General features: G+C 73.4%; 24 protein-coding genes, 1 tRNA gene and 1 pseudogene. 10 read left to right on the top strand and 16 right to left on the bottom strand.

All coding sequences use genetic code 11. The features are described from left to right. Positions 1–138 precede the first annotated feature (138 nt). The gene (locus E4U92_RS23775; RefSeq protein WP_137302488.1) at positions 139–1,224 is read right to left on the bottom strand and encodes an ABC transporter ATP-binding protein; all 1,086 of its coding nucleotides are present in this window, start codon (positions 1,222–1,224) and stop codon (positions 139–141) included. Between the two features lie 218 nt (positions 1,225–1,442). Here E4U92_RS23775 and E4U92_RS23780 point away from each other — a divergent pair. After that, positions 1,443–1,515 (top strand) — tRNA-Thr (locus E4U92_RS23780). Between the two features lie 81 nt (positions 1,516–1,596). Here the strand turns inward: E4U92_RS23780 and E4U92_RS36725 are convergent. Together E4U92_RS36725 and E4U92_RS23785 are read right to left on the bottom strand one after the other, a co-directional pair. Beyond that, a pseudogene (locus tag E4U92_RS36725) lies at positions 1,597–1,754 on the bottom strand (site-specific integrase); the annotation flags it as partial. A 28-nt stretch (positions 1,755–1,782) separates the two neighbouring features. Beyond that, entirely contained in the window at positions 1,783–2,640 is an 858-nt protein-coding gene (locus tag E4U92_RS23785; RefSeq protein WP_229862560.1) for an 8-oxoguanine DNA glycosylase OGG fold protein, read from the bottom strand. A gap of 24 nt (positions 2,641–2,664) precedes the next feature. On the opposite strand from E4U92_RS23785, the gene E4U92_RS23790 reads away from it, so the two are divergent. Continuing rightward, the gene (locus E4U92_RS23790) at positions 2,665–3,075 is read left to right on the top strand and encodes a GNAT family N-acetyltransferase (protein ID WP_229862559.1); all 411 of its coding nucleotides are present in this window, start codon (positions 2,665–2,667) and stop codon (positions 3,073–3,075) included. 20 nt (positions 3,076–3,095) lie between these two features. Here E4U92_RS23790 and E4U92_RS23795 read toward each other — a convergent pair whose 3' ends face one another. The 5 genes from E4U92_RS23795 to E4U92_RS23815 form a co-directional block, all read right to left on the bottom strand. Next, positions 3,096–4,490 carry an NAD(P)/FAD-dependent oxidoreductase gene (locus E4U92_RS23795; protein ID WP_174864000.1) on the bottom strand — a complete coding sequence of 465 codons (1,395 nt, stop codon included), beginning with the start codon at positions 4,488–4,490 and terminating at the stop codon, positions 3,096–3,098. 9 nt (positions 4,491–4,499) lie between these two features. Continuing rightward, entirely contained in the window at positions 4,500–5,165 is a 666-nt protein-coding gene (locus E4U92_RS23800; protein WP_174864002.1) for a rhomboid-like protein, read from the bottom strand. A 64-nt stretch (positions 5,166–5,229) separates the two neighbouring features. Then, entirely contained in the window at positions 5,230–6,732 is a 1,503-nt protein-coding gene (locus E4U92_RS23805) for an MFS transporter (RefSeq protein WP_137302489.1), read from the bottom strand. A gap of 70 nt (positions 6,733–6,802) precedes the next feature. Further along, complete coding sequence (locus E4U92_RS23810) at positions 6,803–7,783, bottom strand: zinc-binding dehydrogenase (RefSeq protein WP_137302490.1); 981 nt, start codon at positions 7,781–7,783, stop codon at positions 6,803–6,805. A gap of 113 nt (positions 7,784–7,896) precedes the next feature. After that, complete coding sequence (locus E4U92_RS23815; protein WP_137302491.1) at positions 7,897–9,069, bottom strand: FAD-dependent oxidoreductase; 1,173 nt, start codon at positions 9,067–9,069, stop codon at positions 7,897–7,899. 125 nt (positions 9,070–9,194) lie between these two features. Between E4U92_RS23815 and E4U92_RS23820 the strand changes: the two genes are divergently transcribed. Next, positions 9,195–9,878, top strand: a complete 684-nt coding sequence (locus E4U92_RS23820) for a pentapeptide repeat-containing protein (protein ID WP_137302492.1) — start codon at positions 9,195–9,197, stop codon at positions 9,876–9,878. Between the two features lie 70 nt (positions 9,879–9,948). Here E4U92_RS23820 and E4U92_RS23825 read toward each other — a convergent pair whose 3' ends face one another. After that, a complete protein-coding gene (locus tag E4U92_RS23825; RefSeq protein ID WP_137302493.1) occupies positions 9,949–10,449 on the bottom strand; it encodes a hypothetical protein in 501 nt (166 codons plus the stop codon). Between the two features lie 7 nt (positions 10,450–10,456). Here E4U92_RS23825 and E4U92_RS23830 point away from each other — a divergent pair, with 7 nt between their 5' ends. Then, positions 10,457–11,899, top strand: a complete 1,443-nt coding sequence (locus tag E4U92_RS23830) for a M1 family metallopeptidase (protein ID WP_137302806.1) — start codon at positions 10,457–10,459, stop codon at positions 11,897–11,899. Here the strand turns inward: E4U92_RS23830 and E4U92_RS23835 are convergent. Together E4U92_RS23835 and E4U92_RS23840 are read right to left on the bottom strand one after the other, a co-directional pair. Further along, positions 11,896–12,432, bottom strand: coding sequence for a GNAT family N-acetyltransferase (locus E4U92_RS23835; RefSeq protein WP_137302494.1), 537 nt, complete (start codon positions 12,430–12,432; stop codon positions 11,896–11,898). The two genes, E4U92_RS23830 and E4U92_RS23835, sit on opposite strands and share 4 nt — an antisense overlap. A 96-nt stretch (positions 12,433–12,528) precedes the next feature. Next, positions 12,529–13,104, bottom strand: a complete 576-nt coding sequence (locus E4U92_RS23840; protein ID WP_048459028.1) for a TerD family protein — start codon at positions 13,102–13,104, stop codon at positions 12,529–12,531. A 176-nt stretch (positions 13,105–13,280) separates the two neighbouring features. On the opposite strand from E4U92_RS23840, the gene arfB reads away from it, so the two are divergent. Beyond that, on the top strand, positions 13,281–13,718 hold the full coding sequence (gene arfB / locus E4U92_RS23845; protein ID WP_137302495.1) for an alternative ribosome rescue aminoacyl-tRNA hydrolase ArfB: 438 nt from the start codon (positions 13,281–13,283) through the stop codon (positions 13,716–13,718). A gap of 27 nt (positions 13,719–13,745) precedes the next feature. Here arfB and E4U92_RS23850 read toward each other — a convergent pair whose 3' ends face one another. Beyond that, entirely contained in the window at positions 13,746–14,318 is a 573-nt protein-coding gene (locus tag E4U92_RS23850; RefSeq protein WP_137302496.1) for a flavin reductase family protein, read from the bottom strand. Between the two features lie 372 nt (positions 14,319–14,690). Between E4U92_RS23850 and cdgB the strand changes: the two genes are divergently transcribed. Both cdgB and E4U92_RS23860 read left to right on the top strand, forming a co-directional pair. Continuing rightward, complete coding sequence (gene cdgB / locus E4U92_RS23855) at positions 14,691–16,355, top strand: diguanylate cyclase CdgB (RefSeq protein ID WP_137302497.1); 1,665 nt, start codon at positions 14,691–14,693, stop codon at positions 16,353–16,355. Between the two features lie 164 nt (positions 16,356–16,519). Beyond that, the gene (locus E4U92_RS23860; RefSeq protein ID WP_137302498.1) at positions 16,520–17,485 is read left to right on the top strand and encodes a carbohydrate-binding protein; all 966 of its coding nucleotides are present in this window, start codon (positions 16,520–16,522) and stop codon (positions 17,483–17,485) included. Positions 17,486–17,492: 7 nt separating this feature from the next. On the opposite strand, the gene E4U92_RS23865 is transcribed toward E4U92_RS23860, so the two are convergent. From E4U92_RS23865 to E4U92_RS23875, 3 genes are all read right to left on the bottom strand, one after another. Then, the gene (locus E4U92_RS23865; protein WP_137302499.1) at positions 17,493–18,422 is read right to left on the bottom strand and encodes a 1-phosphofructokinase family hexose kinase; all 930 of its coding nucleotides are present in this window, start codon (positions 18,420–18,422) and stop codon (positions 17,493–17,495) included. Positions 18,423–18,542: 120 nt separating this feature from the next. Continuing rightward, on the bottom strand, positions 18,543–19,673 hold the full coding sequence (gene nagA, locus E4U92_RS23870) for an N-acetylglucosamine-6-phosphate deacetylase (RefSeq protein WP_229862635.1): 1,131 nt from the start codon (positions 19,671–19,673) through the stop codon (positions 18,543–18,545). A 68-nt stretch (positions 19,674–19,741) separates the two neighbouring features. Then, positions 19,742–20,683: an ROK family protein gene (locus E4U92_RS23875; RefSeq protein WP_137302501.1), complete on the bottom strand. Its 942-nt coding sequence runs from the start codon at positions 20,681–20,683 to the stop codon at positions 19,742–19,744. A gap of 127 nt (positions 20,684–20,810) precedes the next feature. Here E4U92_RS23875 and E4U92_RS23880 point away from each other — a divergent pair, with 127 nt between their 5' ends. The 3 genes from E4U92_RS23880 (at position 20,811) to otsB (ending at position 23,334) form a co-directional block, all read left to right on the top strand. Then, positions 20,811–22,088, top strand: coding sequence for an extracellular solute-binding protein (locus E4U92_RS23880; protein ID WP_444545289.1), 1,278 nt, complete (start codon positions 20,811–20,813; stop codon positions 22,086–22,088). Positions 22,089–22,103: 15 nt separating this feature from the next. After that, positions 22,104–22,322, top strand: coding sequence for a DUF3263 domain-containing protein (locus E4U92_RS23885; protein WP_067234418.1), 219 nt, complete (start codon positions 22,104–22,106; stop codon positions 22,320–22,322). 154 nt (positions 22,323–22,476) lie between these two features. Continuing rightward, positions 22,477–23,334 (top strand): trehalose-phosphatase, encoded by an 858-nt coding sequence (gene otsB / locus E4U92_RS23890; RefSeq protein ID WP_137302502.1) that lies wholly within the window; start codon positions 22,477–22,479, stop codon positions 23,332–23,334. Here otsB and E4U92_RS23895 read toward each other — a convergent pair. Then, on the bottom strand, positions 23,322–24,728 hold the full coding sequence (locus E4U92_RS23895; protein WP_137302503.1) for an alpha,alpha-trehalose-phosphate synthase (UDP-forming): 1,407 nt from the start codon (positions 24,726–24,728) through the stop codon (positions 23,322–23,324). The genes otsB and E4U92_RS23895 overlap by 13 nt on opposite strands. Positions 24,729–24,786 lie beyond the last annotated feature (58 nt).

A 24,786-nucleotide genomic window follows, 5' to 3' on the forward strand; every position in this document is an offset into this window, starting at 1 on the left:
TGTCGCTCGAAACGCCGGTTTCGCCGGGGTATCGGAGCGGCGGCACGGACCCAGCGGAAGGGCCCCGCAGCACGGGTGCTGCGGGGCCCTTCCGGTTGCCCGCGGGGAGGCGGGCCGAAGGTGTGGCGCCGGTGGACGTCAGTCGGAGAGGCGCTCGCCCGTGGAGGTCGAGAACACGTGGGTCTCGCCGGAGCGCGGCACGACGTTCAGCGTGCTGCCCTTCTCCGGGACCTCCCGGCCGCCGACGCGGACGACCAGGTCCTTGGCCTCGCCGCCGACCTGCGCGGTGCCGTAGACGAACGCGTCGGAGCCCAGCTCCTCGACGACGTTGACGACGACCGGGACGCCCGTGGCGGGGTCGGTGGTGACGTCGAAGTGCTCGGGGCGGACGCCGACGGTGACGGTCTTGTCGGTGGCGGAGGACAGGGCCTCGCGCTGGACCGGCACGACCGAGTTGCCGAACTTCACGCCGCCGTCGGTGATCGGGACCTCGACGAGGTTCATCGCCGGGGATCCGATGAAACCGGCGACGAAGAGGTTCGCCGGGCGGTCGTACATGTTGCGGGGGGTGTCGACCTGCTGGAGCAGACCGTCCTTGAGGACCGCGACACGGTCGCCCATGGTGAGGGCCTCGACCTGGTCGTGGGTGACGTAGACCGTGGTGATGCCGAGGCGGCGCTGCAGGGAGGCGATCTGCGTACGGGTCGAGACGCGGAGCTTGGCGTCCAGGTTGGACAGCGGCTCGTCCATGAGGAAGACCTGCGGCTCACGCACGATGGCGCGGCCCATGGCGACACGCTGGCGCTGACCGCCGGAGAGGGCCTTCGGCTTGCGGTCCAGGTACTGGGTGAGGTCGAGGATCTTGGCGGCCTCCTCGACCTTCTGCCGGATCTCCGCCTTGTTGACGCCGGCGATCTTGAGCGCGAAGCCCATGTTGTCGGCGACCGTCATGTGCGGGTAGAGCGCGTAGTTCTGGAACACCATGGCGATGTCCCGGTCCTTCGGCGGCAGGTGGGTGACGTCGCGGTCGCCGATGCGGATCGCGCCGCCGTTGACGTCCTCCAGGCCGGCGAGCATGCGCAGGGAGGTGGACTTGCCGCAACCGGAGGGACCGACCAGGACGAGGAACTCCCCGTCGGCGATCTCGATGTCCAGGGCGTCGACGGCGGGCTTGTCGGAACCCGGGTAGATCCGGGTCGCCTTGTCGAACGTGACAGTGGCCATGGTGAATGGGCCCCCTTCTACCGGCAGGAACGTGCCGGACGATCCGTTGTAGGAAGGTGGTTGGTGTAGTCCACACGAGTGAACTGGGTCAGGACGGTACCTGCCATTCACCCGCCCTGTCAGTACCCGGAGGACAGTGAACTTCGCGGAAATTCTCGCCGGGCCCTCGGGACGACCTGGGTACACTGCACGGGCGCACGTCCTACGGACCCGCGCACGCCTCCTTAGCTCAGCTGGTAGAGCACCGCTCTTGTAAAGCGAAGGTCGTCGGTTCGAATCCGACAGGGGGCTCTGACGCTGAACAGCGGGAACGCCCCGGCCGAAGATCGGTCCGGGGCGTTCGACATCCACGGGTGACATCAACCGGGGCGGTCACTCACGGTCGACACGCCGCCTGAGCAGCCGATCCACGTGACTGATGGCCTCGCGCTGCGTGTCCACGTCACGTGCGTGTAGACGTCCATGGTGATGCTGATCTGGCTGTGCCCGAGGGTCTCCATCACGACGCGGGGCGCGACGCCGGAGGCGGTGACTCGGCTCCGATCAAGCCCTTGCACCTCATGAGACCTCGTCGATGCGGCCGTTCACGTGGAAGAGGAGCCATTCGAGCCGGTCCGCCGTGACTCCCAGAGCCGACGCCCACTCGTGCAGGGAGCTGACGTAGGTGGCGTACCGGGTGGGCCAGTACCGGGTGCCGGCCGCCTTCCAACTGACCCACCCCAGCGCGTTCAGCGAACGGAAGACGCGGTCATCGAGGATCAGGGCCCGCTCATGAGTGCCGTCCCGGTCGTCGACGGCCGCGAACCACTTGGTGAAGAAGGACCGTCCCACACCCTTGAGGACGAAGTGCCGGTAAGCCCCGCTCAGGTCGCCGTCTCGGACCGCTTCGGACGTGGTGCGGAGGACAGTGGCCATGCGGGCGTCTGACAGGGCCGCTTCGGTGTAACGCGGCCCGCGTCCGTTCGTGGTGCCCGAGCCCCAGATCATGACGGCCACGAACAGGTCACGCAGGCTGTCGTCATCGTCGCCGGCACGATCACGGAGGTGGGACAGATCGCCCCGGCTGACGAGCCGGTCACCGCTCGGTCCGTTCACGCACGCGACCCCGATGTCGAGGACGCGCGCCGCTTCGTGCGGCTCCAGCCGCGGGTGCCACGTTCGTGGACGGAAACGCACGGGCTGCTGCTCGCAGCCGCTGTGCCGGCCGACGAGTTCGTCCAACTGCTTGAGCATGCTTCCCCCGACCATGGCTGCGGCGTGCGGTGGGCCACAGAATAGGTTGGGCAGGTGGATGACGAAGCGATCACGCGAGATCTGTTGCCCGACCACGGACCGCGCCTCGGAGCGGCCAAGGAGCGTGGTCGCGCGGACGCGTACGGAGGCGCGCACGAGGCTGCACAGGCCGTCGCGGGGCATGACCCGGAGGACGCGGCGATACGTGTGGGGCACCGGGACACCGAGCTGGACCGGCGTTTGTCCCGCGGGCTGGACGAGGTCAACTTCCCCGCGACCGGGACGACCGCCGCCGACCAGGGCGCGCTGTCGGTGAAGGCCGTCGACGACGAAGGGGAGCTCATCGGCGGATTGTCCGCCTGGACCTGGGGCGGGCTGCTCGGTATCGAGATGCTCTGGGTGCGGGAACGGAGTCGGAGGGACGGCTGGGGGAGCCGGCTTCTGTTGGCCGCGGAAGAGGAGGCAAGGGAGCGGGGCTGCGATCGTGCCTGCGTCTCCTCGTTCACGTTCCAGGCCCCGGCGTTCTACCGGGGCCATGGGTACGTCGAGACCGGCAGGACTCTGGGCATCCCCGGTGGCGCCGAGGACGTCCACCTGTACAAGAGCCTGGTCGGCTGATCGGCCCACGGGGCTGCGGGTCAGTGGCGGCCCGCCAGGCGGTTGGCTGCCTGGGCCAGGCGGGACGTTCTCGTCGTGCGGAGGGATTCCTCGCGGTGGTCCGCCGTGCGGTACGTCGCGTACAGGGTGTGGACCGCCAGCCAGCGGAGGGGTTCCGGTTCCCAGCGGCGGACCTTGTGGGCGACCCAGGGGAGGGTCGTGAGGTCGGTGGGGGTCTCGGTGAGGACGAGGTCGCGCAGGGTGCGGGCGGCCAGGTTGGCCGTGGCCACGCCCGAGCCGACGTAGCCGCCCGCCCAGCCGAGGCCCGAGGCGCGGTCGACGGTGACCGTGGCGCACCAGTCGCGCGGGACGCCCAGGACGCCCGACCAGGCGTGCTCGACGCGGACGCCGGCCAGGGCGGGGAAGAAGGCGGTGAGGATGTCGCGCAGTGCCTCGATCGTCCCGGGCTGCGTGCGGCCGTCGTTGTCGGTGCGTGAGCCGAAGCGGTACGGCACGCCCCGGCCGCCGAGCGCGATGCGGCCGTCGGCCGTGCGCTGGGCGTACATGTAGGCGTGCGCCATGTCGCCCAGCGTCGCGCGGTCCTCCCAGCCGATCGCCGCCCACTGGTCGTCGGTGAGCGGCTCGGTGACGATCATCGAGGAGTTCATCGGGAGCCAGGTGCGGCGCTGGCCCTTCAGGCCCGCCGTGAAGCCCTCGGTGCAGCGCAGCACGTAGGGGGCGCGGACGGTGCCGTACGGGGTGACCGCGTGGCGCGGGCGGATCTCCGTGACCGGGGTCGACTCGTGGATCGTCACGCCGAGCTTCTCGACGGCCGCCGCCAGGCCCTTCACCAGCTTCACCGGGTGCACCCGGGCGCCGTGCGGCGTCCAGGACGAGCCCACCGCGTCGGCGACGCGGATGCGGGCCGCGGTCTCCGTCGCGTCGTACAGCTCGCGGTCGTCCTCGCCGTAGGACAGCTCGTGGGCGTGGAAGGACTTCAGGCGGGCGAGCTGGGCGGGGGTGCGGGCGACCTCCAGGACGCCGCCGCGGTGCAGGTCCGCGTCGATGCCCTCGGCCGCGGCGACCGCGATCACCTCGTCGACGGTGGCGTTCATCGCCCGCTGCAGGCGTACGGCGGCCTCGTGGCCGTGCAGTTTCGCGTAGCGGTCGCGGCCGGCGATGCCGTTGTAGAGCCAGCCGCCGTTGCGCCCGGAGGCGCCGTAACCGCAGAAGCTGCGCTCCAGGACGGTGACGCGCAGGGCGGGGTCGGCCTTCTTGAGGTAGTAGGCGGTCCACAGGCCGCTGTAGCCGCCGCCCACGATCACGACGTCGGCGTCCGCGTCCCCGGACAGCGGCGGGCGCCGGTCGGGCAGGCCGTCGTGGGCGTACCAGAAGGAGATGCCGCCGTTCACGGGGCCGCGTGCCGAGCTGTCCATGGGCGGACGTTAGCCCCTGGGGACGGGGGCTGTCTCCTTCGGATTCCGTACCTGCGTACGGCCTCTGACCAGCGGCAAGCAGCCCAGTCCGACCAGTGCGGCGACGAAGTGGCCGACGTCCGTGAAGGTGGGTCCGCTCGTCAGCGGCAGGGTGTACACGAGGAGCACCGCGGCCAGGTAGCCGTACCTCCAGGGGGTGCGGATCTCGTACGTGAGCACCGCGACGATCCCGGCCAGCGCGTAGCTCACGCCGATGTCGAGGGTGTTGTACTCCGAGTGCGGTGCGACGCCCTGCTCGATCGCCCACAGCAGCGCGCCCTCGCTGATCAGCGTGGCGAGGACGTGCGCGAGCACGCACACCAGCAGCCAGCGGGCCGTGCCGAGCCGGCGCTCGGCGCTCGCGTGGAAGACGGTGTAGAGCACCGCGTACGGCAGCCAGCGGCCGCCGTCGATCCACATGGCGCTGGCGACCAGTACCCGTACGGGGTTCTGCGACAGCTCGTGCAGGTTGGTGGACCGCTGGCGCAGGAAGTCCTGCTCGAACTCCGGCGACATGTGGTGCAGGGCGACCGTGGTGACGAACAGGACGCCGAGCCACGCGTACGTGCCGGGCGCGCTGCGGACGTACGACCGCACCGCCGCGAGGGCCCGGGGGACACGCGTGTGCCGTTTCATCCCCGTCAGTATCGTCCCGGGGGCGGTCGCGGCACCTGTCGAGCCGGGCCGGCCGGACGGAGGGTCAGACCACCGGCTCCGGGACCGCCTCCTGCTGCCGTGCCCCGTGCTTCGGCGGCCCGGCCGTCACCAGGAGCACGGCGATCAGGCCGGCCAGGAGCATGACGCCGGCGGCCCACCACAGGGCCACCGTGTAGCCGTGCACGGTGCCCTCGGCGACGACCCGCGCCCGCCGGGCGGGGTCGCGCAGGTGGGCGGCGACGTAGCTCGCGGCGCTGGTGGTGGCGATGGTGTTCAGCAGGGCCGTGCCGATGGAGCCGCCGACCTGCTGGGAGGTGTTGACCGTGGCGGAGGTGACGCCGGAGTCGCGGGGCGCGACGCCCGCGGTGGCCGTGGAGAACACCGGCATGAAGGTCAGGCCCATGCCGAGGCCCATCAGCAGCAGGGCGGGCAGGATCTCCGTGGTGTAGGACGAGTGGACCGTCATCCGGGTCAGGATCAGCATGCCGCCCGCGGCCAGGACCATGCCGGGCCCCATCAGGGCGCGCGGCGCCACGTGCGGCAGCAGCCGGGCGGAGATCTGCGTGGACCCGATGATGATGGCGACGGTCAGCGGCAGGAAGGCCAGGCCCGTGCGGACCGGCGAGTAGGCCAGGATGACCTGGAGGTAGTAGGTCATGAACAGGAACAGGCCGAACATGCCGATGGTGGCCAGCCCCATGGTGAGGAAGCAGCCGGCCCGGTCGCGGTCGCGGACGATGTGCAGCGGCAGCAGCGGGGACTTCGCCCGGGTCTGCCACCACACGAACACCGCGAGCAGGGCCACGCCCCCGGCCAGCAGCGCCAGTACCAGCGGGTCCGACCAGCCGCGGGGCTCGGCCTCGCTGAAGCCGTAGACGATCGCGACGAGGCCGCCGCAGCCCAGCAGCACGCCGGGCACGTCCAGGCGGGCGTCGGCGTGGCCGGGGCGGTCGTGCAGCAGGGCGAACGCGCCGAAGACCGCGACGGCCGCGATCGGCACGTTGACGTAGAGGCACCAGCGCCAGTTCAGGTACTCGGTGAGCAGGCCGCCGACGATGAAGCCGATCGCGGACCCGGAGCCGGCGAGGGCGCCGTAGATGCCGAACGCCTTGCCGCGCTCCCTCGGGTCGGTGAAGGTCGTGGTGAGCAGGGACAGCGCGGAGGGGGCCAGGACGGCCGCGAAGACGCCCTGCAGGGCCCGGGCGGCGAAGAGCATGCCGTCGGTGGTCGCCGCGCCGCCGATCGCGGAGGCCACGGCGAAGCCGATCAGCCCGATGACGAACGTCCGCTTGCGGCCCGCCAGGTCGGCGATGCGGCCGCCGAGCAGCAGCAGGCCGCCGAAGGCCAGGGTGTAGGCGGTGATCACCCACTGGCGGTTGCCGTTGCTCATGCCCAGGTCCTGCTGGGCGGAGGGCAGGGCGATGTTCACGATGGTGGCGTCGAGGACGACCATGAGCTGCGCCAGGGCGATGACCACCAGGCCCCACCAGCGGCGGGGGTCGGCTCCGGCATCCGTCGGGGGTTCACCTGTGTGGGTGACACTCATTCGCCCAGAAGACCATGTATCGGGACGAGCTGCATCTTCGGGACGGAGCCCCGGCCCCGGGCGGCGCAGGTCACGGCTCCAGGACCACCTTCCCGACCGTGCCCCGGCCTTGGAGGGCCCGGTGCGCGGCGGCGGCCCGGGCGAGGGGGAAGCGGGTCACGGCGGGGACGAGGCGGCCGGCGGCGGCCTCGGCCAGGGCCTGTTCCTCCAGGGTGCGCAGCGGGTCGGGGCCGCCCACCCAGCTCAGCATGGCGGGGCCCAGGACCTGCTCGGAGACGCCGTCGACGACGTACCCGCGGCCGTCGACGACCCCCTCGGCGGACCAGCCGAAGACCAGGTGCCGCCCGCCCGGGCCGAGCAGGGCGACGGCCTCGCGGGCCACGTCGCCGCCCACCCCGTCGAAGACGACGGTCGGCACCCGGCCGCCGAGCCCGGCGCGGACCGTGCCGGGCCAGCCGGGGTCGGTGTAGTCGACGGCGAGGTCGGCCCCGGCCGCGCGGACCCGGGCGACCTTCTCCGCTCCGCCGGCCAGGCCGACCACGGTGGCGCCGGCGTTCCTGGCGTACTGCACGAGCAGGGTGCCGATGCCGCCGGCGGCCGCGGGGACCAGGACCACCGAGCCGGGGCCGAGGTCGGTGAACCGGGCGATCCCCAGCGCCGTACGGCCCGTGCCGATCATGGCGACGGCGGCGGCGAGGTCGAGGGGCTCGGGGACCTCGTGCAGGCGGCCGGCGTCGGTGACGGCCAGCTCGGCGTAGCCGCCGGGGGCGAAGCCGAGGTGGGCGACGACGCGCTTGCCGAGCCAGCGGGCGTCGGTGCCCTCGCCGAGGGCGTCGACCACGCCTGCGATCTCGCGGCCGGGAATCGTGGGCAGTTCCGGGAGCGCGGGGGCCGGGCCGCGCACCCCTTCCCTGAGGGCCGTGTCGAGCAGGTGCACCCCGGCCGCGGCGACGGCGACGCGGACCTGGCCGGGGGCGGGCCGCGGATCGTCGACCTCCTCGTACCGGAGGTTCTCGGCGGGGCCGAAGGAGTGGAGCCGGATGGCGTGCATGGGGTCCCCCTGGGCGGGCCGGCGGGCTCGGTGGCCGGTCCGCCGGCGGTGGGCTGGTGGATGGCGGCGGTGGCGGTGGGTGCCGGCCGCCGTCGGGTGCCCACCCTCCGGCCTCAAGCGCGCTTGAGGTCAAGCCCCTCCCGGTGGCCGAGGCCGAGGGCCAGGGACACGGCCATGAGGGCACTGGTGAAGCTGACCTCGGACAGGACGCCGGGGGCCGCGACCTGGTCGCCGATCAGGTAGACGCCGTCGCCGCGGTCGACGGCGGGCCGGTCGCGCCAGTGCGTGCCGGGCAGGTCCACCGCGCCGGTACGTCCGTCGGCGACGGCCTCGCGCCGCCAGGTGACGCGCTCGCGCCACCCGGGGAAGCCGAGGTCGAGGAGGGTTTCCGCGCGGGCGATACCGTCCCGGCGGGGCGCGTGCGGGGCCACCGGGATCTGGGCCTGGAGGAGCTGTTCGCCGGCCGGGGCGAGGGTGCGGTCCTGCGCGGTGAACCGTTCGATCCAGCCGGGCGCGTCGAGGTCGGAGACGACGAAGGCGTCGCCGCGCCGGGTGCGCAGGGCCAGGTCGAGCAGGACGGTGCGGCCGCTCGGCCAGGTCAGCGTGGGGTCGCCGAGGAGCCGGCGGGCGGCGGCGAGGGAGGTCGCGACGATGACCGGCCCGTCGGCGTCGGGGAGGGTGTCGACGCGGGACCCGGTCTCCACGCGGACGCCGAGGTTCCAGGCGCGGGCGGCCATCCGGTCGACGACGCTCGCCCAGCCGCCGCGCGGGTAGTGGGCCTCGGGCGGCAGCCTGGTGGCGCGGCGCAGCCGCTCCTGCACGAACGCGGCGGACAGCGCGCCCGGGTCGTGGTGGAACAGGGCCACGGCCGCGTAGTGGGCGGCGGCGCGGGCGCCCTCCTCCCCGGCCTGCCCGGTGGCCCAGGTGAGGAAGTCGACGTCCACGGGGGCCTGCCGGGCGGTGCGGCGCAGCAGCCGGAGCATCGCGAACGGCGGGGTGCGGCGCAGGGTGCCGTGGTGGCGCAGCCGCAGCCGGGCGCCCTCCAGGGGCGGGACCGGGGCGAGCGGGCCGATGAGGTCGCGCCGGCGCAGCCAGGTCCAGTGCGGGCCGCCGTTGTACAGGGCGTGCGGGCCCTCGTTCGTCCGGTACCAGCCCTCGGCTGTCCGTGCGCGCCCGCCCAGGGTGTGGTGGGCCTCGTGGACGGTGACCCGGGCGCCCGCCTCGGCGGCGGCGATGGCCGCGGTCAGTCCGGCGAGGCCGCCGCCGATGACGGTGATGCGGTGCATGAGGGGTCTCCCTGCGGTCGGGTTCACCTGTCGCACCTGTGACGGTTCCCGGGCGCCGTGTGTGACATCGAGCGGTACGTCCGCAGGTCGGGGGCCCTGTCGGTGGCACGGTGCAGGATGGGCGCATGACGAGCGCGAGGACCGGTCCCGGACGCGGCGGGGTGAAGGGGGCGCGGCGGCCCCAGGTGCGGCTGCCCGCGCTGGAGGAGTTCGGGGGAGCGGAACTGGAGCCCGACGGGGACTACGACGGGCTGGAGTTCCGGGAGCGGGACCTGGCCGGGCAGGAGGGCGGGGGCGCCCGCTTCATGGACTGCGCGCTGCGGGGGTGCGCGCTGGACGAGACGGGGCTGCGGCACGCCCGGTTCCTGGACTCGGTGCTCGCGGGCGTCACCGGGGTGGGCACGGACCTGGCGGAGTCCACGCTGCGCGACGTGGAGCTGACGGAGGCCCGCCTGGGCGGCACCCAGCTCTACGGCGCGGTCCTGGAGCGGGTGCTGGTGCGCGGCGGCAAGATCGACTACCTGAACCTGCGCCAGGCCCGCCTGAAGGACGTCGTCTTCGAGGGCTGCGTCCTGGTGGAGCCGGACTTCGGCGGGGCCCGTCTGGAGCGTGTCGAGTTCGTCGACTGCGTCCTGAGATCGGCCGACTTCACGGCCGCCACGCTCAAGGACACGGACCTGCGCGGCGCGACCGAGCTGACGGTGTCGGGCGGGGTGGACCGGCTGTCGGGCGCGGTGATCAGCACGGGTCAGCTGATGGACCTGGCCCCGGTGTTCGCGGCGGCGCTGGGGGTCAGGGTGGAGGACTGACGGGCGGCGCCCGACGTCCTGCGGGGTCACCGGCCCTCTCCGGCAGGCGCTCGGCCCTCTGCCCCCGCGCTCACCCCACCCGCGGGAACCTGGCCTGGAGCGTCCAGATCGCCGGGTTCTCGCCCAGGTCCTCGTGCAGGTCGATCAGGTCGGCGAGGAGGTCGTGGAGGAAGTCGCGGGCCTCGCGGCGCAGTTCGGCGTGGGAGAAGGTGAGCGGCGGCTCCTCGGCCGGCATCCAGTCGGCCTCGATGTCCACCCAGCCGAAGCGGCGCTCGAAGAGCATGCGGTCGGTGGACTCGGTGAAGTCCAGCTCGGCGTGCTGGGGGCGGGAGGCGCGGGAGCCCGCCGGGTCCCGGTCGAGGCGCTCGGCGATGTCGCACAGCGCCCACGCGAAGTCCAGCACCGGCACCCATCCCCAGGCTGTGGACAGTTCCCGGTCCGACGTGGTGTCGGCGAGGTAGACGTCGCCGCAGAACAGGTCGTGCCGCAGCGCGTGGACGTCCGCGCGCCGGTAGTCCGTCTGCGGGGGGTCGGGGAAGCGGTTGGAGAGGGCGTAGCCGATGTCGAGCACGCCAGTGATGGTGTCATGCCCGCATAGGATCGCGGTCGTGTCCTTTTTGACGCGCCTTGTCCGCCCCGGCCCGGCCGTTGCCGCCGCCCTCGTCCTCTGCGCGCTCCCCCTGGCCGGGTGCGACGACGACGGACGCGGCGACGCGGGCACCCCCGGCGTCGGCGACCCCTACTTCCCCCGGGCCGGGAACGGCGGCTACGACGTGTCCCACTACGGCCTGACCCTGAGCTACGACCCCGGGTCCCGGCGTCTCACCGGGAGAGCCGTCGTCACCGCCCGCGCCACGCGGGACCTCGCCGCCTTCGACCTGGACCTGGCCGGCCTGGACGTGCGGGACGTCACCGTCGAGGGGCGGCGCGCCGGGGTCCGCCGGAGCGGACAGGAGCTCGTCGTGCGGCCGGCCGAGGCCCTCGGCGCCGGTGAGGTCTTCGAGACGGTCGTGCGCTACTCCGGGCGCCCGCGCACGCTCACCGACCCCGACGGCTCGCAGGAGGGCTGGCTGCACACCGCGGACGGTGCCCTGGCCCTCGGCGAGCCGGTCGGGGGCATGGCGTGGTTCCCGGGCGACCACCACCCGTCCGACAAGGCGGCCTACGACCTCACCGTCACCGTCCCCGAGGGACTCACGGCGGTGTCCAACGGGCAGCTCACCCGCACCACGACCGCCGGCGGGCGCACCACCTTCACCTGGCACACCGCCGAACCCATGGCGAGCTACGTGGCCACCCTCGCGATCGGCCGGTACGAGGTCCGGCGCGCCACCACCGGCGGCGGGGTGCCGGTGTACACGGCCGTCGACCCCGGGCAGGCCGACGACAGCCGGGCGGTGCTGGCCCGGCTGCCCGAGATCATGGACTGGGCGACGTACAACTTCGGGCCGTACCCCTTCTCCTCCACCGGTGCGATCGTGGAGCGCCCCGAGGACGCCGGGTACGCCCTGGAGACCCAGAACCGGCCCGTCTTCCCGGGCGCCCCGGACACCGGCACCCTGGTGCACGAGCTGGCCCACCAGTGGTTCGGGGACTCGGTCACGCCGAGGACCTGGCGGGACATGTGGCTCAACGAGGGTTTCGCGACGTACGCCGAGTGGCTGTGGGACGAGGACCACGGTGGCGACAGCGCGCAGGAGACCTTCGACACCCTCTACGACGAGGGGGAGGACGGCGACGAGCACCTGTGGGACTTCCCGCCCGCGAAGCCGCCGGGCGCCGCGCACCTCTCCGGCCGGCCGGTGTACGCGCGCGGCGCGATGGTCGTCCACATGATCCGCCGGACCGTCGGCGACGACGCCTTCTACGACCTGGTGCAGGGCTGGACGGCCGCCCGTCGCCACGGCACGGCGAGCACGGCCGACTTCACGGCGTACGTGGAGCGGCAGGCCCCGGACGAGGACTGGGCGCCGATCTGGAAGACCTGGCTGTACGGCGAGGGCAAGCCACCCCGGCCCTAGGTCGTGTCCGCGGCTCGGTCGGCCAAGCGCTTGCGGAGCACCGTGCAGGGGCGGTTCCGCCGCAGGTCGCGGCGGTGGGCGACGGGTGTGTAGCCGAGGGCGGTCCAGAAGGCCAGGCCCCTGGGGTTGGCGTCGAGGACGGCCAGGCGCACGGCGTCGCGGCCCGCGGCGCGGAAACGGTCCTCCACCGCCTCGGCGATCCGGCGGCCGAAGCCGCGGCCCTGCACCGCCGCGTCGACCAGCAGCAGGCCGATCCAGGGGTCCGGGTCGGCCGGGTCGGGGTGGTGGGCCAGGGTGACCGCGACGCCGACGAGCCGTCCCTCGGAGCGGGCGAGCAGCACCTCCCCGTGCGGGGTGGCCAGCTCGTCGGCCAGCTCGGCCGCCACCTGCTCCGGCCGGATGTCGTCCGGGTCGGGGAAGTCGCCGCTGAGTGCCTGGAAGACGTGGTCGGAGGCGTAGAGCGCGGTCAGCTCGGTCAGGACGGCGGGCGGGATGTCCCGGTCCGGGGTGAGCGGCAGGGGCTCCAGGATCACGGGGAGACCTTTCGCGGGGACAGGCGGAGCCCCCGGCCGTGGCGCACCGCGGCCGGGGGCTCCCGCCGGGCCGGCCGCAGCGGCCGGCCGGACTGCTCAGACGTTGACGCCGAAGTCCTGGGCGATGCCGACCAGGCCGGAGGCGTAGCCCTGGCCGACCGCGCGGAACTTCCACTCCGCGCCGTTGCGGTAGAGCTCGCCGAAGACCATGGCGGTCTCGGTGGCCGCGTCCTCCGACAGGTCGTAGCGGGCGATCTCCGCGCCGCCGGCCTGGTTGACGATGCGGATGTAGGCGTTGCGGACCTGGCCGAAGTTCTGCGAGCGGTTCTCGGCGTCGTAGATGGACACCGGGAAGACGATCTTGTCGATGTCGGCCGGGAGGGCGGCGAGGTTGACGTTGATCGCCTCGTCGTCGCCCTCGCCCTCGCCGGTGCGGTTGTCACCGGTGTGGACGATGGTGTTGTCCGGGGTCTGCTTGTTGTTGAAGAAGACGAAGTGGGCGTCGGAGTAGACCTTGCCCTGGGTGTTGACCGCGATCGCGGAGGCGTCGAGGTCGAAGTCCGTGCCGGTGGTGGTGCGGACGTCCCAGCCGAGGCCCACGGTGACGGCGGTCAGGCCCGGAGCCTCCTTGGTGAGCGAGACGTTGCCACCCTTGGACAGGCTTACAGCCATTGTTGGGAGTCCCTTCCCTCGTTCCGCGTGCGCGGTGGTGCCTTACGGGGCTTCGTACGGGCACGAAGCTACCTCTACCCCTAGGAACGCCGTCAGGGGGCGCGAAGGTTCCGCCCCCCTTTACTTTCTTTACCCTTCTCTAATTCGCGTGACGTGGACGGGTCAGAGCCGGGAACATGTACGGCATGTCCGGTCCCCATCTGATCCGCGGCTCCGTCTCCCTCCCGGAGGCCGAGCTCATGTGGCGTTTCTCGCGGTCGTCCGGGCCCGGCGGCCAGCACGTCAACACCAGCGACTCCCAGGTGGAGCTGCGCTTCGACCTGGCCCGCACCGAGGCCCTGCCCGAGGTGTGGAAGCGGCGCGCCCTGGAACGGCTGGCGTCCCGGCTCGTCGACGGGGTGATCTCGGTGCGCGCCTCCGAGCACCGTTCCCAGTGGCGCAACCGGGAGGCGGCCGCGGTGCGCCTCGCGGCGCTGCTCGCGGAGGCCACCGCGCCCCCGCCCAGGCCGCGCCGTCCCACCCGCGTCCCGCGCGGCATCAACGAGCGCCGGCTGCGGGAGAAGAAGCAGCGCTCGGAGACCAAGCGCGGCCGCTCGGCGAGGGACTGGGGCTGACGCGGCGCCGACGGCGCCAGTGGTGCCTCAGTCAAGTTGCCGGTAGCGCCCCCGGAAGTACAGCAGGGGCCCGCCCTCCGCGCTCGGCACCCCCGCGGTCAGGACGCGGCCGATCACCAGCGTGTGGTCGCCCGCCGCCACGACCTGCTCCGTGCGGCACTCCAGGGTCGCCAGCGCGCCGCCGACGAGCGGGGCGCCGGTGGCCTCGCCGCGGACGTAGGGGATGTCCTCGAAGAGCAGCCGGTCGCTGATGCGGCCCTTCATGGCGAACCGGCCGGCGATGTGCCGCTGGCTCTCGGAGAGCACGGAGACCGCCCACAGGGGCTGCTCGGCGAGCAGGTCGTCCATCCGCGAGCCCTCGCGCAGGCTGACCATCACCAGCGGCGGTTCGAGGGAGACGGAGACGAAGGCGGTGGCCGTCATGCCGACGTCCTCGCCCCGGGGGGCCGAGGGGTCGCCGGGGTCCAGCGGGGGCTCCTGCGCGGTCACCAGGACCACGCCGCCGGCCAGCCGGGACATGGCGGCGCGGAACTCGTCGTTGCTCACCCCCTCAGCATGCACAACGGGGGCGGCGGGGGCGGCGGGGGATGTGTTCGGCACGCTTCCCGACGCTAGTCTTCCCTCTCCGCGCCCCGCATCGGACCTCGGCCCGAAGCCGGTCCTAGGACCACGGTCCCGGCCGTGAGGTGCCGCGGCGCCCGGGGTCCCGAACCACCGGAAGCGCGGCAAACCCGGGAAAGGCCGCGAACACCGGGAAACGCGGAAATCTCCCCCAATTGTTCATGTTCTTATGTGACTTGAGTCACAAGGGCCATGAATTGTTGACCCTGTGTACCGACCGGGCTTCGCGCTGTGATTCAGTGGCGGGGACCGCTCAAGAACAGCAGCAGGACAGCAGCCCGACAGCTGCGGAGAACAGTACGCCGACGACAGACCCTTGATTCGCTGCGAAGTCTCGGGGGGAGGGCGAGCATGGAGACCGAGTCGGAGCCGTACGTCCGTCTTGCCTCCCTGCGACAGCTGCACCAGGTCATGGCCGACATGAACACGGCCCGCAGCCTGGCGGACACACTGCAGACGGTCGCGGACGGCGTCGTCACCGCACTCGGCTACGAGCTGGCGTGCGTCAACCTCGTGCGCGCCGACGGGGACCTCGTGGTGGCCGCCTTCGCCGGCAACCCGGCGGCCGAAGCGCTGATCACCGGCCGGGTCGGCTCCCGCGAGTCCTGGGAGCGGCGGCTGACCATGGGCGAGCACTGGGGCGACCTGGTGTTCATCCCGCACACCGAGGGCTGGATCCTCGACGACGACGACGTCCCGCAGTGGTACACCGACGGGCCCGCGCCGCGCTTCGAGGACGAGTGGCACCCCTCCGACCGGCTGTTCGCGCCGATGTACACGCCCTCCGTGCCCGGCGGCTCCGGCGGCGAGCTGATCGGCGTGCTGTCCGTGGACCGCCCGCGCAACGGCCGCCGGCCCGGCGCCTGGGGCCGCGAGGCGCTGCAGATGTACGCCTTCCAGGCCGCCATCGCCATCAGCAACGCCCGGCTGCGGGCCAACATGCAGCGCGCCCTGGTCCGTCTGGAGCGCGAGCAGCAGGCCCTGCGCGCCAGCGAGGAATCCTTCCGCCAGGCCTTCGAGTACGCCCCCTCCGGCATGGCCATCGCCGAGATGGGCGGCGACCAGCACGGCCGGATCCTGCGCACCAACGACGCCCTGTGCCGCCTGCTGGGCCGCCCCGCCTCCGCGATGCGCCGCTACTCCTTCTCCGACCTCGTCCACCCCGAGGACATAGGCACCCTGCTGCGCACCTCCGCCGAGGGCGGCCGCGCGGAGCTGCGCCTCGGCCGGCGCGACGGCACCTACGTCTGGGTCAGCCTGCGCAACAGCGTCGTCGCCGACGCCGCCGACGGGCCGCGCTTCCTGCTCACCCACGTCGAGGACATAGAGGAGCGCAAGCGCCGCGAGCTCCAGCTCGCCCACCGCGCCTCGCACGACTCCCTGACCGGCCTGCCGAACTCCGCCGAGCTGCGCTCGCGCCTCTCCTCCCGCCTGTGCCGGCGGCCCGCCCACGCGGCGCTGGAGGAGACCTTCGACTCCCACGACGCCGCCTTCGGCCACGCGGTGCCCGACCTGAGCGGGCACGGCTTCGACTACCGCCCCGACCCGGTGGACGCCTTCGACGGCTACGACCACCACGTGCACACCGTCGCCCCCGAGGAGGGCCGCGACGACGGCACGAAGGGGCTCGCGGTGCTCTTCTGCGACCTCGACGGCTTCAAGTCGATCAACGACCGGTTCGGGCACAACGCGGGCGACGCCGTCCTCATCGAGGTCGCGCGCCGGCTCTCGCGGGGCGTGCGCGACGGCGACACCGTGGCCCGGCTCGGCGGCGACGAGTTCGTGATCCTCGCCGACGGGCTGGGCCGGGCCGACGCCCAGGACCTCGCCGTACGGCTGCGCAACGAGATCATCCAGCCGATCCGCGCCGAGGGGCGGGCCGTGCGGGTGGGCGCCAGCTTCGGCATCGGCTGGGCGCACTGCGGCATGACGGCCGACGAGGTGCTGAAGTCCGCCGACGAGCGGATGTACGTCGAGAAACGATCTCGTCCCAAACAGCACCGGCGTGCCGGATGAGGTGCAGGTCAGCGCGGTGATGCGGTCCGGGTCACCCGTTCGGGCCTTGCGGAGCGGGTAGGCTCGCACTTCGCCACATGATTCAGACGCGCCCCGCGAGACGCCCACCGCGTCCCGGGTCGCCCCCGCATCCGCCCCCCGCACCTGTTGAGGAGTACGAAGGGATGACGCCCGGCAACAACGGCGCGAGCACACCCGAGGACGACGACCCGTTCGGCTACCTCTACGCCGACGGACAGGCCAACGGAGCGCAGCCGCCCTCCAACAGCGGCTACGGCTACCCGAACGCGGTCGGCCGGGTGCGCACGGTCGGCGAGCGCCAGTACGGCCAGCAGCAGACCCAGCCGTACGGGCAGCAGCCGTCCTACGGACAGCACGGCGCGCCCCCGCAGCAGCAGGCGGCGTACGGCAGGCCGAACGCCCACTACGCGGCGCCCGAGACGCTGCCCGGCGGGGCCCCCACGACCCGCCAGCAGGCGGCGTCCACCGGCGGCGGCCGGGGCCGCGGGCCCAACACCAAGGGCCTGCTGATCGGCGCGGTCGCCGTGGTCGCCGCGGTCGTCATCGGCATCGCGGTGGCCATGGCCAACGGCAACACCGACGACGACAAGGGCGGCGGCAACGAGGCGGCGTCCACACCCACCACGTCCGCGAGCGCCTCACCCAGCGAGTCGAGCACCAGCGAGGCGAGCGACACCAAGCTGCCCGCCATCGAGGCCAAGGCGCTGCGGCTGGACGGCGGCGCCGCGACGTCCTCGGACGTCGAGGGGGCCCGGGCGGGCGGCGGCGTCTACGTCGGCAACCTGAACAACGTCGGCGCCTCGGTCACCTGGACGGTCAGCAGCATCCCCGACGACGGCGCCTACACGCTGTTCGCGCGCTACAGCACGCCCGGTGAGGACCAGTCCATGACCCTCACCGTCAACGGCAAGGTCTTCGGCACGAAGATGCCGCTGAAGAACTACGCCAAGGCCGCCCAGGGCGACTTCGCCCAGGGCTGGACCACGACGTACGCCTACCCGTCGCTGACCAAGGGCACCAACACCATCTCGCTGTCCTGCCAGGACGGCGACAAGTGCAACGTCCTGCTCGACCAGCTCTGGCTGAAGAAGGGCCAGGTCACCCAGTAGCCCCGGATCAGGCGGCGGTGACGTCCCCGGTCACCGCCACGCGGTCCAGCAGGTCCCGGTAGGCCGCGGGGTCGAACTCGCCGGCCGCCGGGGCCAGGACCGTCGCCGCGGACAGGGCGACCGCGCGGGACAGGCGGTCCGGCCACGGCAGGCGGTCCACCAGGCCCGCCAGCAGGGCCGCCGAGACCGAGTCGCCCGCGCCCGTCGGGTTGCCCCGCACCCGGGCCGGCGCCGCCGCCCGCCAGCACCCCTCCGGGGTCACCGCGACCAGGCCGTCCGGGCCGAGCGTCGCCACCACCGCGCGTGCCCCGCGCCGCCGGGCGTCCTGCGTGGCCCGCGACGGCTCGTGGGAGCCGGTCAGTTCGGCCAGTTCGCCGGCGTTGGGCGTGATGACGTCCGGGCGGGCGGCCACCCCGCGCCGCAGGGCCTCGCCGGCCGTGTCCAGCAGCACCGGCACCCCCGCCGCCCGCGCTGTGCGCACCAGCCCCGCGTACGCCCCGACCGGCACCCCCGGCGGCAGGCTGCCGCACAGGGCCACCGCGTCGGCGCGCCCGACGAGACCCTCGTACGCCTCCTGGAAGGCCGCCCACCGCACCGGGTCGACGACCGGCCCCGGTTCGTTGAACTGGGTGGTGTCGCCGGTGAGTTCGTCGACCACCGCGACCGTGCGGCGGGTGGGCCCGCCGACCGGGACCAGGGCGTCGGTGATCCGGGGCGTCGCGGTGAGCCGTTCGCGCACCGCGTCCCCCGTGGCCCCGCCCGCGAAGCCGGTGACGGTCACCTCGTGCCCGAGGGCGGCGAGCACCCGGGCCACGTTCAGCCCCTTGCCGCCGGGCCGTTCGGTGACCTCCGCGACCCGGTGCGAGGCGTGCGGCCGCAGGGACCGTACCCGGTAGGTGATGTCGAGAGCGGTGTTCAGCGTGACCGTGAGGATCACCTGGCCCGACCTCCCCCGATGTGCGCGTGCGACGTTGCTGTCCGGAGGCTCGATCATGCCAAACGCACGGCGGCCGGCCCAGACCTCGGGTCGACCACCGTCACCGTACGGGCGGACGTATCAGGCCAGTTGGGGATCGACCACCCACGCGCCCCGCCGCATCACGCCCCTGAGCTCGAAGTCCGCGTCCAGGACGACCAGGTCCGCGTCCTTGCCCGGCTCCAGGGAGCCGATGCGGTCGTCCAGGCCGAGCAGCCGCGCCGGGTTGGCGGACAGGGCGCGCACCGCGTCCGTCACCGGCACCCGGTCGATCGTCACCGCCCGCTTGAACGCCCGGTCCAGGGTGAGCGTCGAGCCGGCGATGGAGCCGCCCTCCACCAGCCGGGCCACGCCGTCCGCGACCTCCACCTCCAGCGGGCCGAGCATGTAGCGGCCGTCGCCGAAGCCGGCCGCGTCCATCGCGTCCGTGATGAACGCGACCCGGTCGGCGCCCGCGTGGTGGAAGGCCAGTTGCAGCGCCGCCGGGTGCAGGTGCGTGCCGTCGTTGATCAGCTCGACGGTGACCCGCCCGTCCTCCAGCAGCGCGGTGATCGGCCCGGGGGCGCGGTGGCCGACCGGCGGCATCGCGTTGAACAGGTGCGTGGCGACCGTAGCGCCGGCGTCGATCGCCTCGACGGTCTGCTCGTAGGTGGCGTCCGTGTGCCCGATCGCCGCGATCACCCCGTGCTCGGCGAGCAGCCGCACGGAGTCGATGCCGCCCGGCAGTTCGGTGGCGAGCGTGACCATCTTCGCGTGCCCGCGCGCCGCGTCGACCAGCTTGCGCACCTCGGCCGGGTCCGGGTCGCGCAGCAGCTCCTCGGAGTGCGCGCCCTTGCGGCACGGCGAGATGAACGGCCCCTCGAAGTGGACGCCGGCGATGTCGCCCTGCTCGGCCAGCTCGCTCAGCAGCCCGGCGCGCTGCGTCAGGAAGTCCATGGCGCCGGTGACCGTGGAGGCCACGAGGGTGGTGGTGCCGTGCAGGCGGTGGGTGTGGATGCCCTGGAGGACGTCCTCCACGGTGCCGGAGGTGAAGGAGGCGCCGCCGCCGCCGTGGTTGTGCAGGTCGACGAAGCCGGGGACCACCCAGTGGCCGCTCAGGTCGAGGACTCGGGCGTGCTCGGGTGCGGCGGCGGCGATGCGGGTGCCGTCGACCACGACCCGGCCGCCCGGTACGGCGCCGGTGGGCAGGACGACCGTGGCGCCGGAGAGCACCAGGGGGGTGCCGCTCGTCACGGGGTGCGGGCTCGTCGGGGTGTGTCGCGCCCCTGGGTGGGTTGCCATTACGGCGTGTCCTCCTTGCCGTCGGTGGTGTCGAGGAGATCCCAGGCCAGGAGGCCCGCGCCCAGGCAGCCCGCCGTGTCGCCCAGGGCCGCGGGGACGATCTCCGGCAGTTTCTGGAAGGTGACCCGTCGGCGGACGGCGTCCCGCAGTGGTGTGAACAAGGTTTCCCCCGCCTCGGCGAGGCCGCCACCGATGACGAGGGTGCGCGGGTCCAGCAGGGTGAGGCCGGTGACCAGGCCGTCGGCCAGGGCGTCCACCGCCTCCTGCCAGATCCGGACGGCGTTCGGGTCGCCGGACATGACGGCCTTCGCGCAGTCGGCCGCGTCCGCGTCCGGCGTGCCGCTCGCCCGTGCCCACGCCTCGCTGACGGCCGCCGCCGACGCGAACCGCTCCAGGCAGCCGCGCTGCCCGCACGGACACGGCGGCCCGCCGGGCCGTACGACGATGTGGCCGATCTCGCCGGCGAAGCCGTGGGCGCCCGCCTCCACCCGGCCGTCGATGCCGATGGCGCCGGCGATGCCGGTGCCCAGCGCGACGAACAGGAAGCGGTCGGCGCCCCGGCCCGCGCCGAGCCGGCCCTCCGCCAGGCCGCCGGTGCGCACGTCGTGGCCGAGGGCCACCGGGGCGCCCAGCCGCTCGGCGAGCAGCGCGCGCAGCGGGACGTCCCGCCAGCCCAGGTTGGCCGAGTAGGCGGCCACGCCGTGGGTCTCGTCGACGATGCCCGGGACGGCGACGCCGGCCGCGGCCGCGCCCTCGCCGAACCGCTCGGTCCCGTGGGCGCGCAGCTCGGCGGCGAAGTCCAGGATGCCGGCGACGACGGCGTCGGGGCCGCGCTCGCGGCCGGTGGCCCGGCGCGCCCGGTGCAGCAGCGCGCCGTCCGCTCCGACCAGGGCGGCCTTCATCCCGGTGCCGCCCACGTCGAGGGCGATGACATGTCTCACGGGGGACAGTGTGGCCCCAGGACCCGCAAGAGGTCTAGTCCACTTGCGTGGTGTAGACCTTATTCCGATATACGGACCGGGTGTATCCACCATGGTTCACCCGCACTACCGGTCAAGGGGATGACACGTGCAGCGGCGCGCTTGGCGTACGGGGACGATCGCGGCGGCGGCCGCGCTGGGGATGACGGGAGTCCTCTCCGGCTGCGGGCTCGGCGGCGGCTCGGGCGAGGTGACGCTGAAGCTGGTCGCGGCCGACTACGGCGACAGCGCGGCCAACAGCTCGAAGAAGTACTGGGCGGACCTCGTCGAGGCGTACGAGGCGCGGCACCCCGACGTCCACGTCGAGGTGAGCGTCTACTCCTGGACGGAGGTCGACCGCAAGGTCCGCCGGATGGTCGACGCCGGCGAGGCGCCCGACATGGCGCAGATCGGCGCCTACGCCGACTACGCGGCCGAGGACCGGCTCTACCGGGCCGGCGACGTGCTCTCCATCCCCGTGCAGGCCGACTTCGTCCCGCAGCTCGCCCGGGCCGGCGAGGTCGACGGCGTCCAGTACGGCATGCCGTTCGCGGCCTCCACGCGGCTGCTGTTCTACAACAAGACCCTCTTCCACAAGGCCGGCCTGAAGCCGCCCACCACGTGGGCCGAGCTGGCCTCCGACGCCGCCGCGCTCGAGGACGAGGGGGTGACGTACCCGTACGCGCTGCCGCTCGGGCCGGAGGAGGCACAGGCCGAGACCCTGCAGTGGCTGCTGAGCGGCGGGGGCGGCTACACCTCCACCGTCGGCGGCTACAGCCTCGACGCCGCCGAGAACGTCGAGACGTTCACATGGCTGAAGGACGAACTGGTCGGCAAGGGGCTGACCGGGCCGGTCGCACCCGGCAAGCTGAACCGGGCGGCCGCGTTCGCGGCGTTCGCCGACGGCCGGGTGGGCATGCTCAACGGGCACCCCTCGCTGATGAAGACGGCCGCGGCGAAGGGCGTGAAGTTCGGCATGGTGCCGATGCCCGGCAAGGACGGCGCCGCCCGCAACGCCCTGGGCGTGGCCGACTGGATGGCCGCCTTCAAGCAGAACGGCCACGGCGAGCAGATCGGTGACTTCCTCGACTTCGTCTACAGCGAGAAGAACGTGCTCGCCTTCTCCCGCGAGTACGACCTGCTGCCCGTGACCACGTCGGCGAGCGGGGTGATGGCCACGGCGGCCGGGGACCAGGACCTCAAGCCGTTCCTGGACGAACTCCCGCTGGCCGAGCTGTACCCGGTCGGCCGCACCTCCTGGGCGACGGTCAGCGCGGCCGTCAAGAAGCAGATCGGCACCGCGGTGCAGCCCGGCGCGAGCCCCGCGCTGGTCCTCGGCGAGCTCCAGACCAAGGCGATGACGGCGGACACCAGTACCTCGGGCTGAGTTACCGTGCGGGGTATGGAGCAGCGGGAGCGGGACATCCTCGCGATGGAGCGCCGCGGGTTCTCGTCACCGGGGGCCAAGGAGCGGGCGGTACGGGAGGAGTTGGGGCTGGCGCCGGTGCGCTACTACCAGCTCCTCAACGCCCTGCTGGACGATCCGCGGGCGCTGGAGCACGATCCGGTGACGGTGAACCGCCTGCGGCGGGTGCGGGACGCGCGGCGGGGTGAGCGGTAGCCGTGCGGGGTGTTCGCCGGCGGTCGTGCGCCGTGGGGGTGCGGTGCGTCGCCGGGTGCGGGTCTGTTCGTGGCTGGTCGCGCAGTTCCCCGCGCCCCTGAGGGGTGGGTGCTGCTCGCGGTGTCCAGGACGCGCCCCCATTAGGGTCGGTGTCATGGGAAGCCCTGAGACGTATTCCGCCGAGAGTCTGCCCACGCCGCGTACCCAGGCCGGGAGGGACGCGCTGGAGGCGCTGGTCGCCCGGCCCGGGCGGGCCGTCGTCGGCCTCGACTTCGACGGCACCCTCGCGCCCATCGTCGAGGACCCCGAGAAGGCCCGCGCCCACCCCGACGCCCTGCCGGCCCTCGCCGCCCTCGCGCCTCGGCTGGCCGGGGTCGCCATCGTCACCGGGCGGCCCGCCGAGGTCGCCGTGCGCAACGGCTCCTTCGCCGGGGCCGCCGGGCTGGAGCACCTGACCGTGCTCGGGCACTACGGGGCCGAGCGCTGGGACGCCCGCACCGGCGAGGTCACCGCCCCCGCCCCGCACCCCGGTCTCGCCGGGGTCCGCGACGAGCTGCCGGCCGTGCTGGAGCGGGCCGGGAACTGGGACGGCGTCTGGGTGGAGGAGAAGGGCAGGGCCGTGGCCGTGCACACCCGCCGGGCCACCGACCCCGACGGCGCCTTCCGCGCCCTGCTCGACCCGCTGCGGGACCTGGCCGAGCGGCACGGACTCGTCCTGGAACCCGGGCGCCTGGTCCTGGAGGTGCGTCCGGCGGGCGTGGACAAGGGCGTCGCGCTGACCGGGTACGTCCGCGCGACCGGCGCGGAGACCGTGCTGTACGCCGGGGACGACCTGGGCGACCTGCCCGCGTTCGCCGCCGTGGAGCGGCTGCGCGGTGAGGGCGTCGCCGGGCTGCTGGTGTGCAGCGGCAGCGCCGAGGTCACCGAACTCGCCGACCGGGCCGACCTGGTGGTGGACGGCCCGGAGGGCGTCGTACGGCTGCTGCGGGCGCTGTCGACTCAGCTCGGCTGAGCCGTCAGGGCGTTGAGCTGGTCCAGGAACCACTGCGCCGGCGGCAGCGCGGTCGCCGCTGCCGCCAGGCGCTTGGTCCGCTCGGCCCGCTCCTCCGCGGGCATGGTCAGCGCCTCGTGCAGGGCGCGGGCGGTGTCGACCACGTCGTACGGGTTCACGGCGAGGGCGTCCTCGCCCAGCTCCTCGAACGCCCCGGCCTCCCGGGACAGCACCAGCACGCAGCCCTCCTCGGACAGGACGGGCATCTCCTTGGCGACCAGGTTCATGCCGTCCCGGATGGGGTTCACCAGGGCCACGTCGGCGAGGCGGTAGGCGGCCAGGGAGCGGGCGAAGTCGTCCTTGACGTGCAGCACGACCGGGGTCCAGCCGGGGGTGCCGAACCGCTCGTTGATCCGCTCCGCGGTGCGCTGCACCTCGGCCGTGTAGTCCCGGTACACCGCGAGGTCCTGCCGCGAGGGGTAGGCGAACGCCACGTGCACCACGCGCTCGCGCCACTCGGGGTGGTCCACCAGCAGCTGCTCGTAGGCCAGCAGGCCGCGCACGATGTTCTTCGACAGCTCGGTGCGGTCCACGCGCACGATCGTGCGGCGGCCCGCGCCGATCTCCTCGCGCAGCCCCGCCATCCGCTCGGCCACGTCGGGCCGGTGGGCCCGCTCGCGCAGGAACTCGCCGTCCGCGCCGAGCCCGTGCACCCCGATCAGGGTGTCGCCGGTGCCGCCCGCGAACTGCTCGCAGCACGCGGCGAACGCGTCCGCCCAGCGCCGGGTCAGGAAACCCAGCCGGTCGGCGCCGAGCATGCCGCGCAGCACCTGCCCGGCGATGTCGCGCGGCAGCATCCGGAAGTACTCCGGCGGTGCCCACGGCGTGTGCGAGAAGTGGCTGATCCGCAGGTCGGGCCGCAGCTCGCGGAGCATCCCGGGGACCAGGGTCAGGTGGTAGTCCTGCACCAGCACGGCCGCGCCCGGCGCCGCCTCCTCGGCGAGCGCCTCGGCGAACGCGCGGTTGTACGCCTCGTACGACGCCCACTGGCGCCGGAACTCCGCGTCGAAGACCGGCTCCAGCGGCGTCTGGTAGATCATGTGGTGGACGAACCACAGCACCGAGTTGGCGATGCCGTTGTACGCGTCCGCGTGCACGTCGGCCGGGATGTCCAGCATCCGGGTGCCGGGCTCGCCCTCGCCGCGCCGCACGGCCTCGCGGTCACCGTCGGACAGCGCCGAGCACACCCACAGCGCGTCCGCGTCCGGGCCGATCGCGGAGAGCCCCGAGACGAGTCCGCCCCCGCCCCGTTTCGCGGTCAGCGAACCGTCCTCGCCCACCGTGTACGACACCGGTCCGCGATTGGACGCGACCAGCACCCGAGCCTTCTGATCAGCACCGCGCGTGAGAGCCATACGCCTCAACCTAGCCCGACCCGTAAACGCTCAAACGTACGGTTCCCCTGGGCGAGCG

The sequence above is a fragment of the Streptomyces galbus genome, assembly GCF_005280195.1.
Taxonomy (GTDB): domain Bacteria; phylum Actinomycetota; class Actinomycetes; order Streptomycetales; family Streptomycetaceae; genus Streptomyces; species Streptomyces galbus.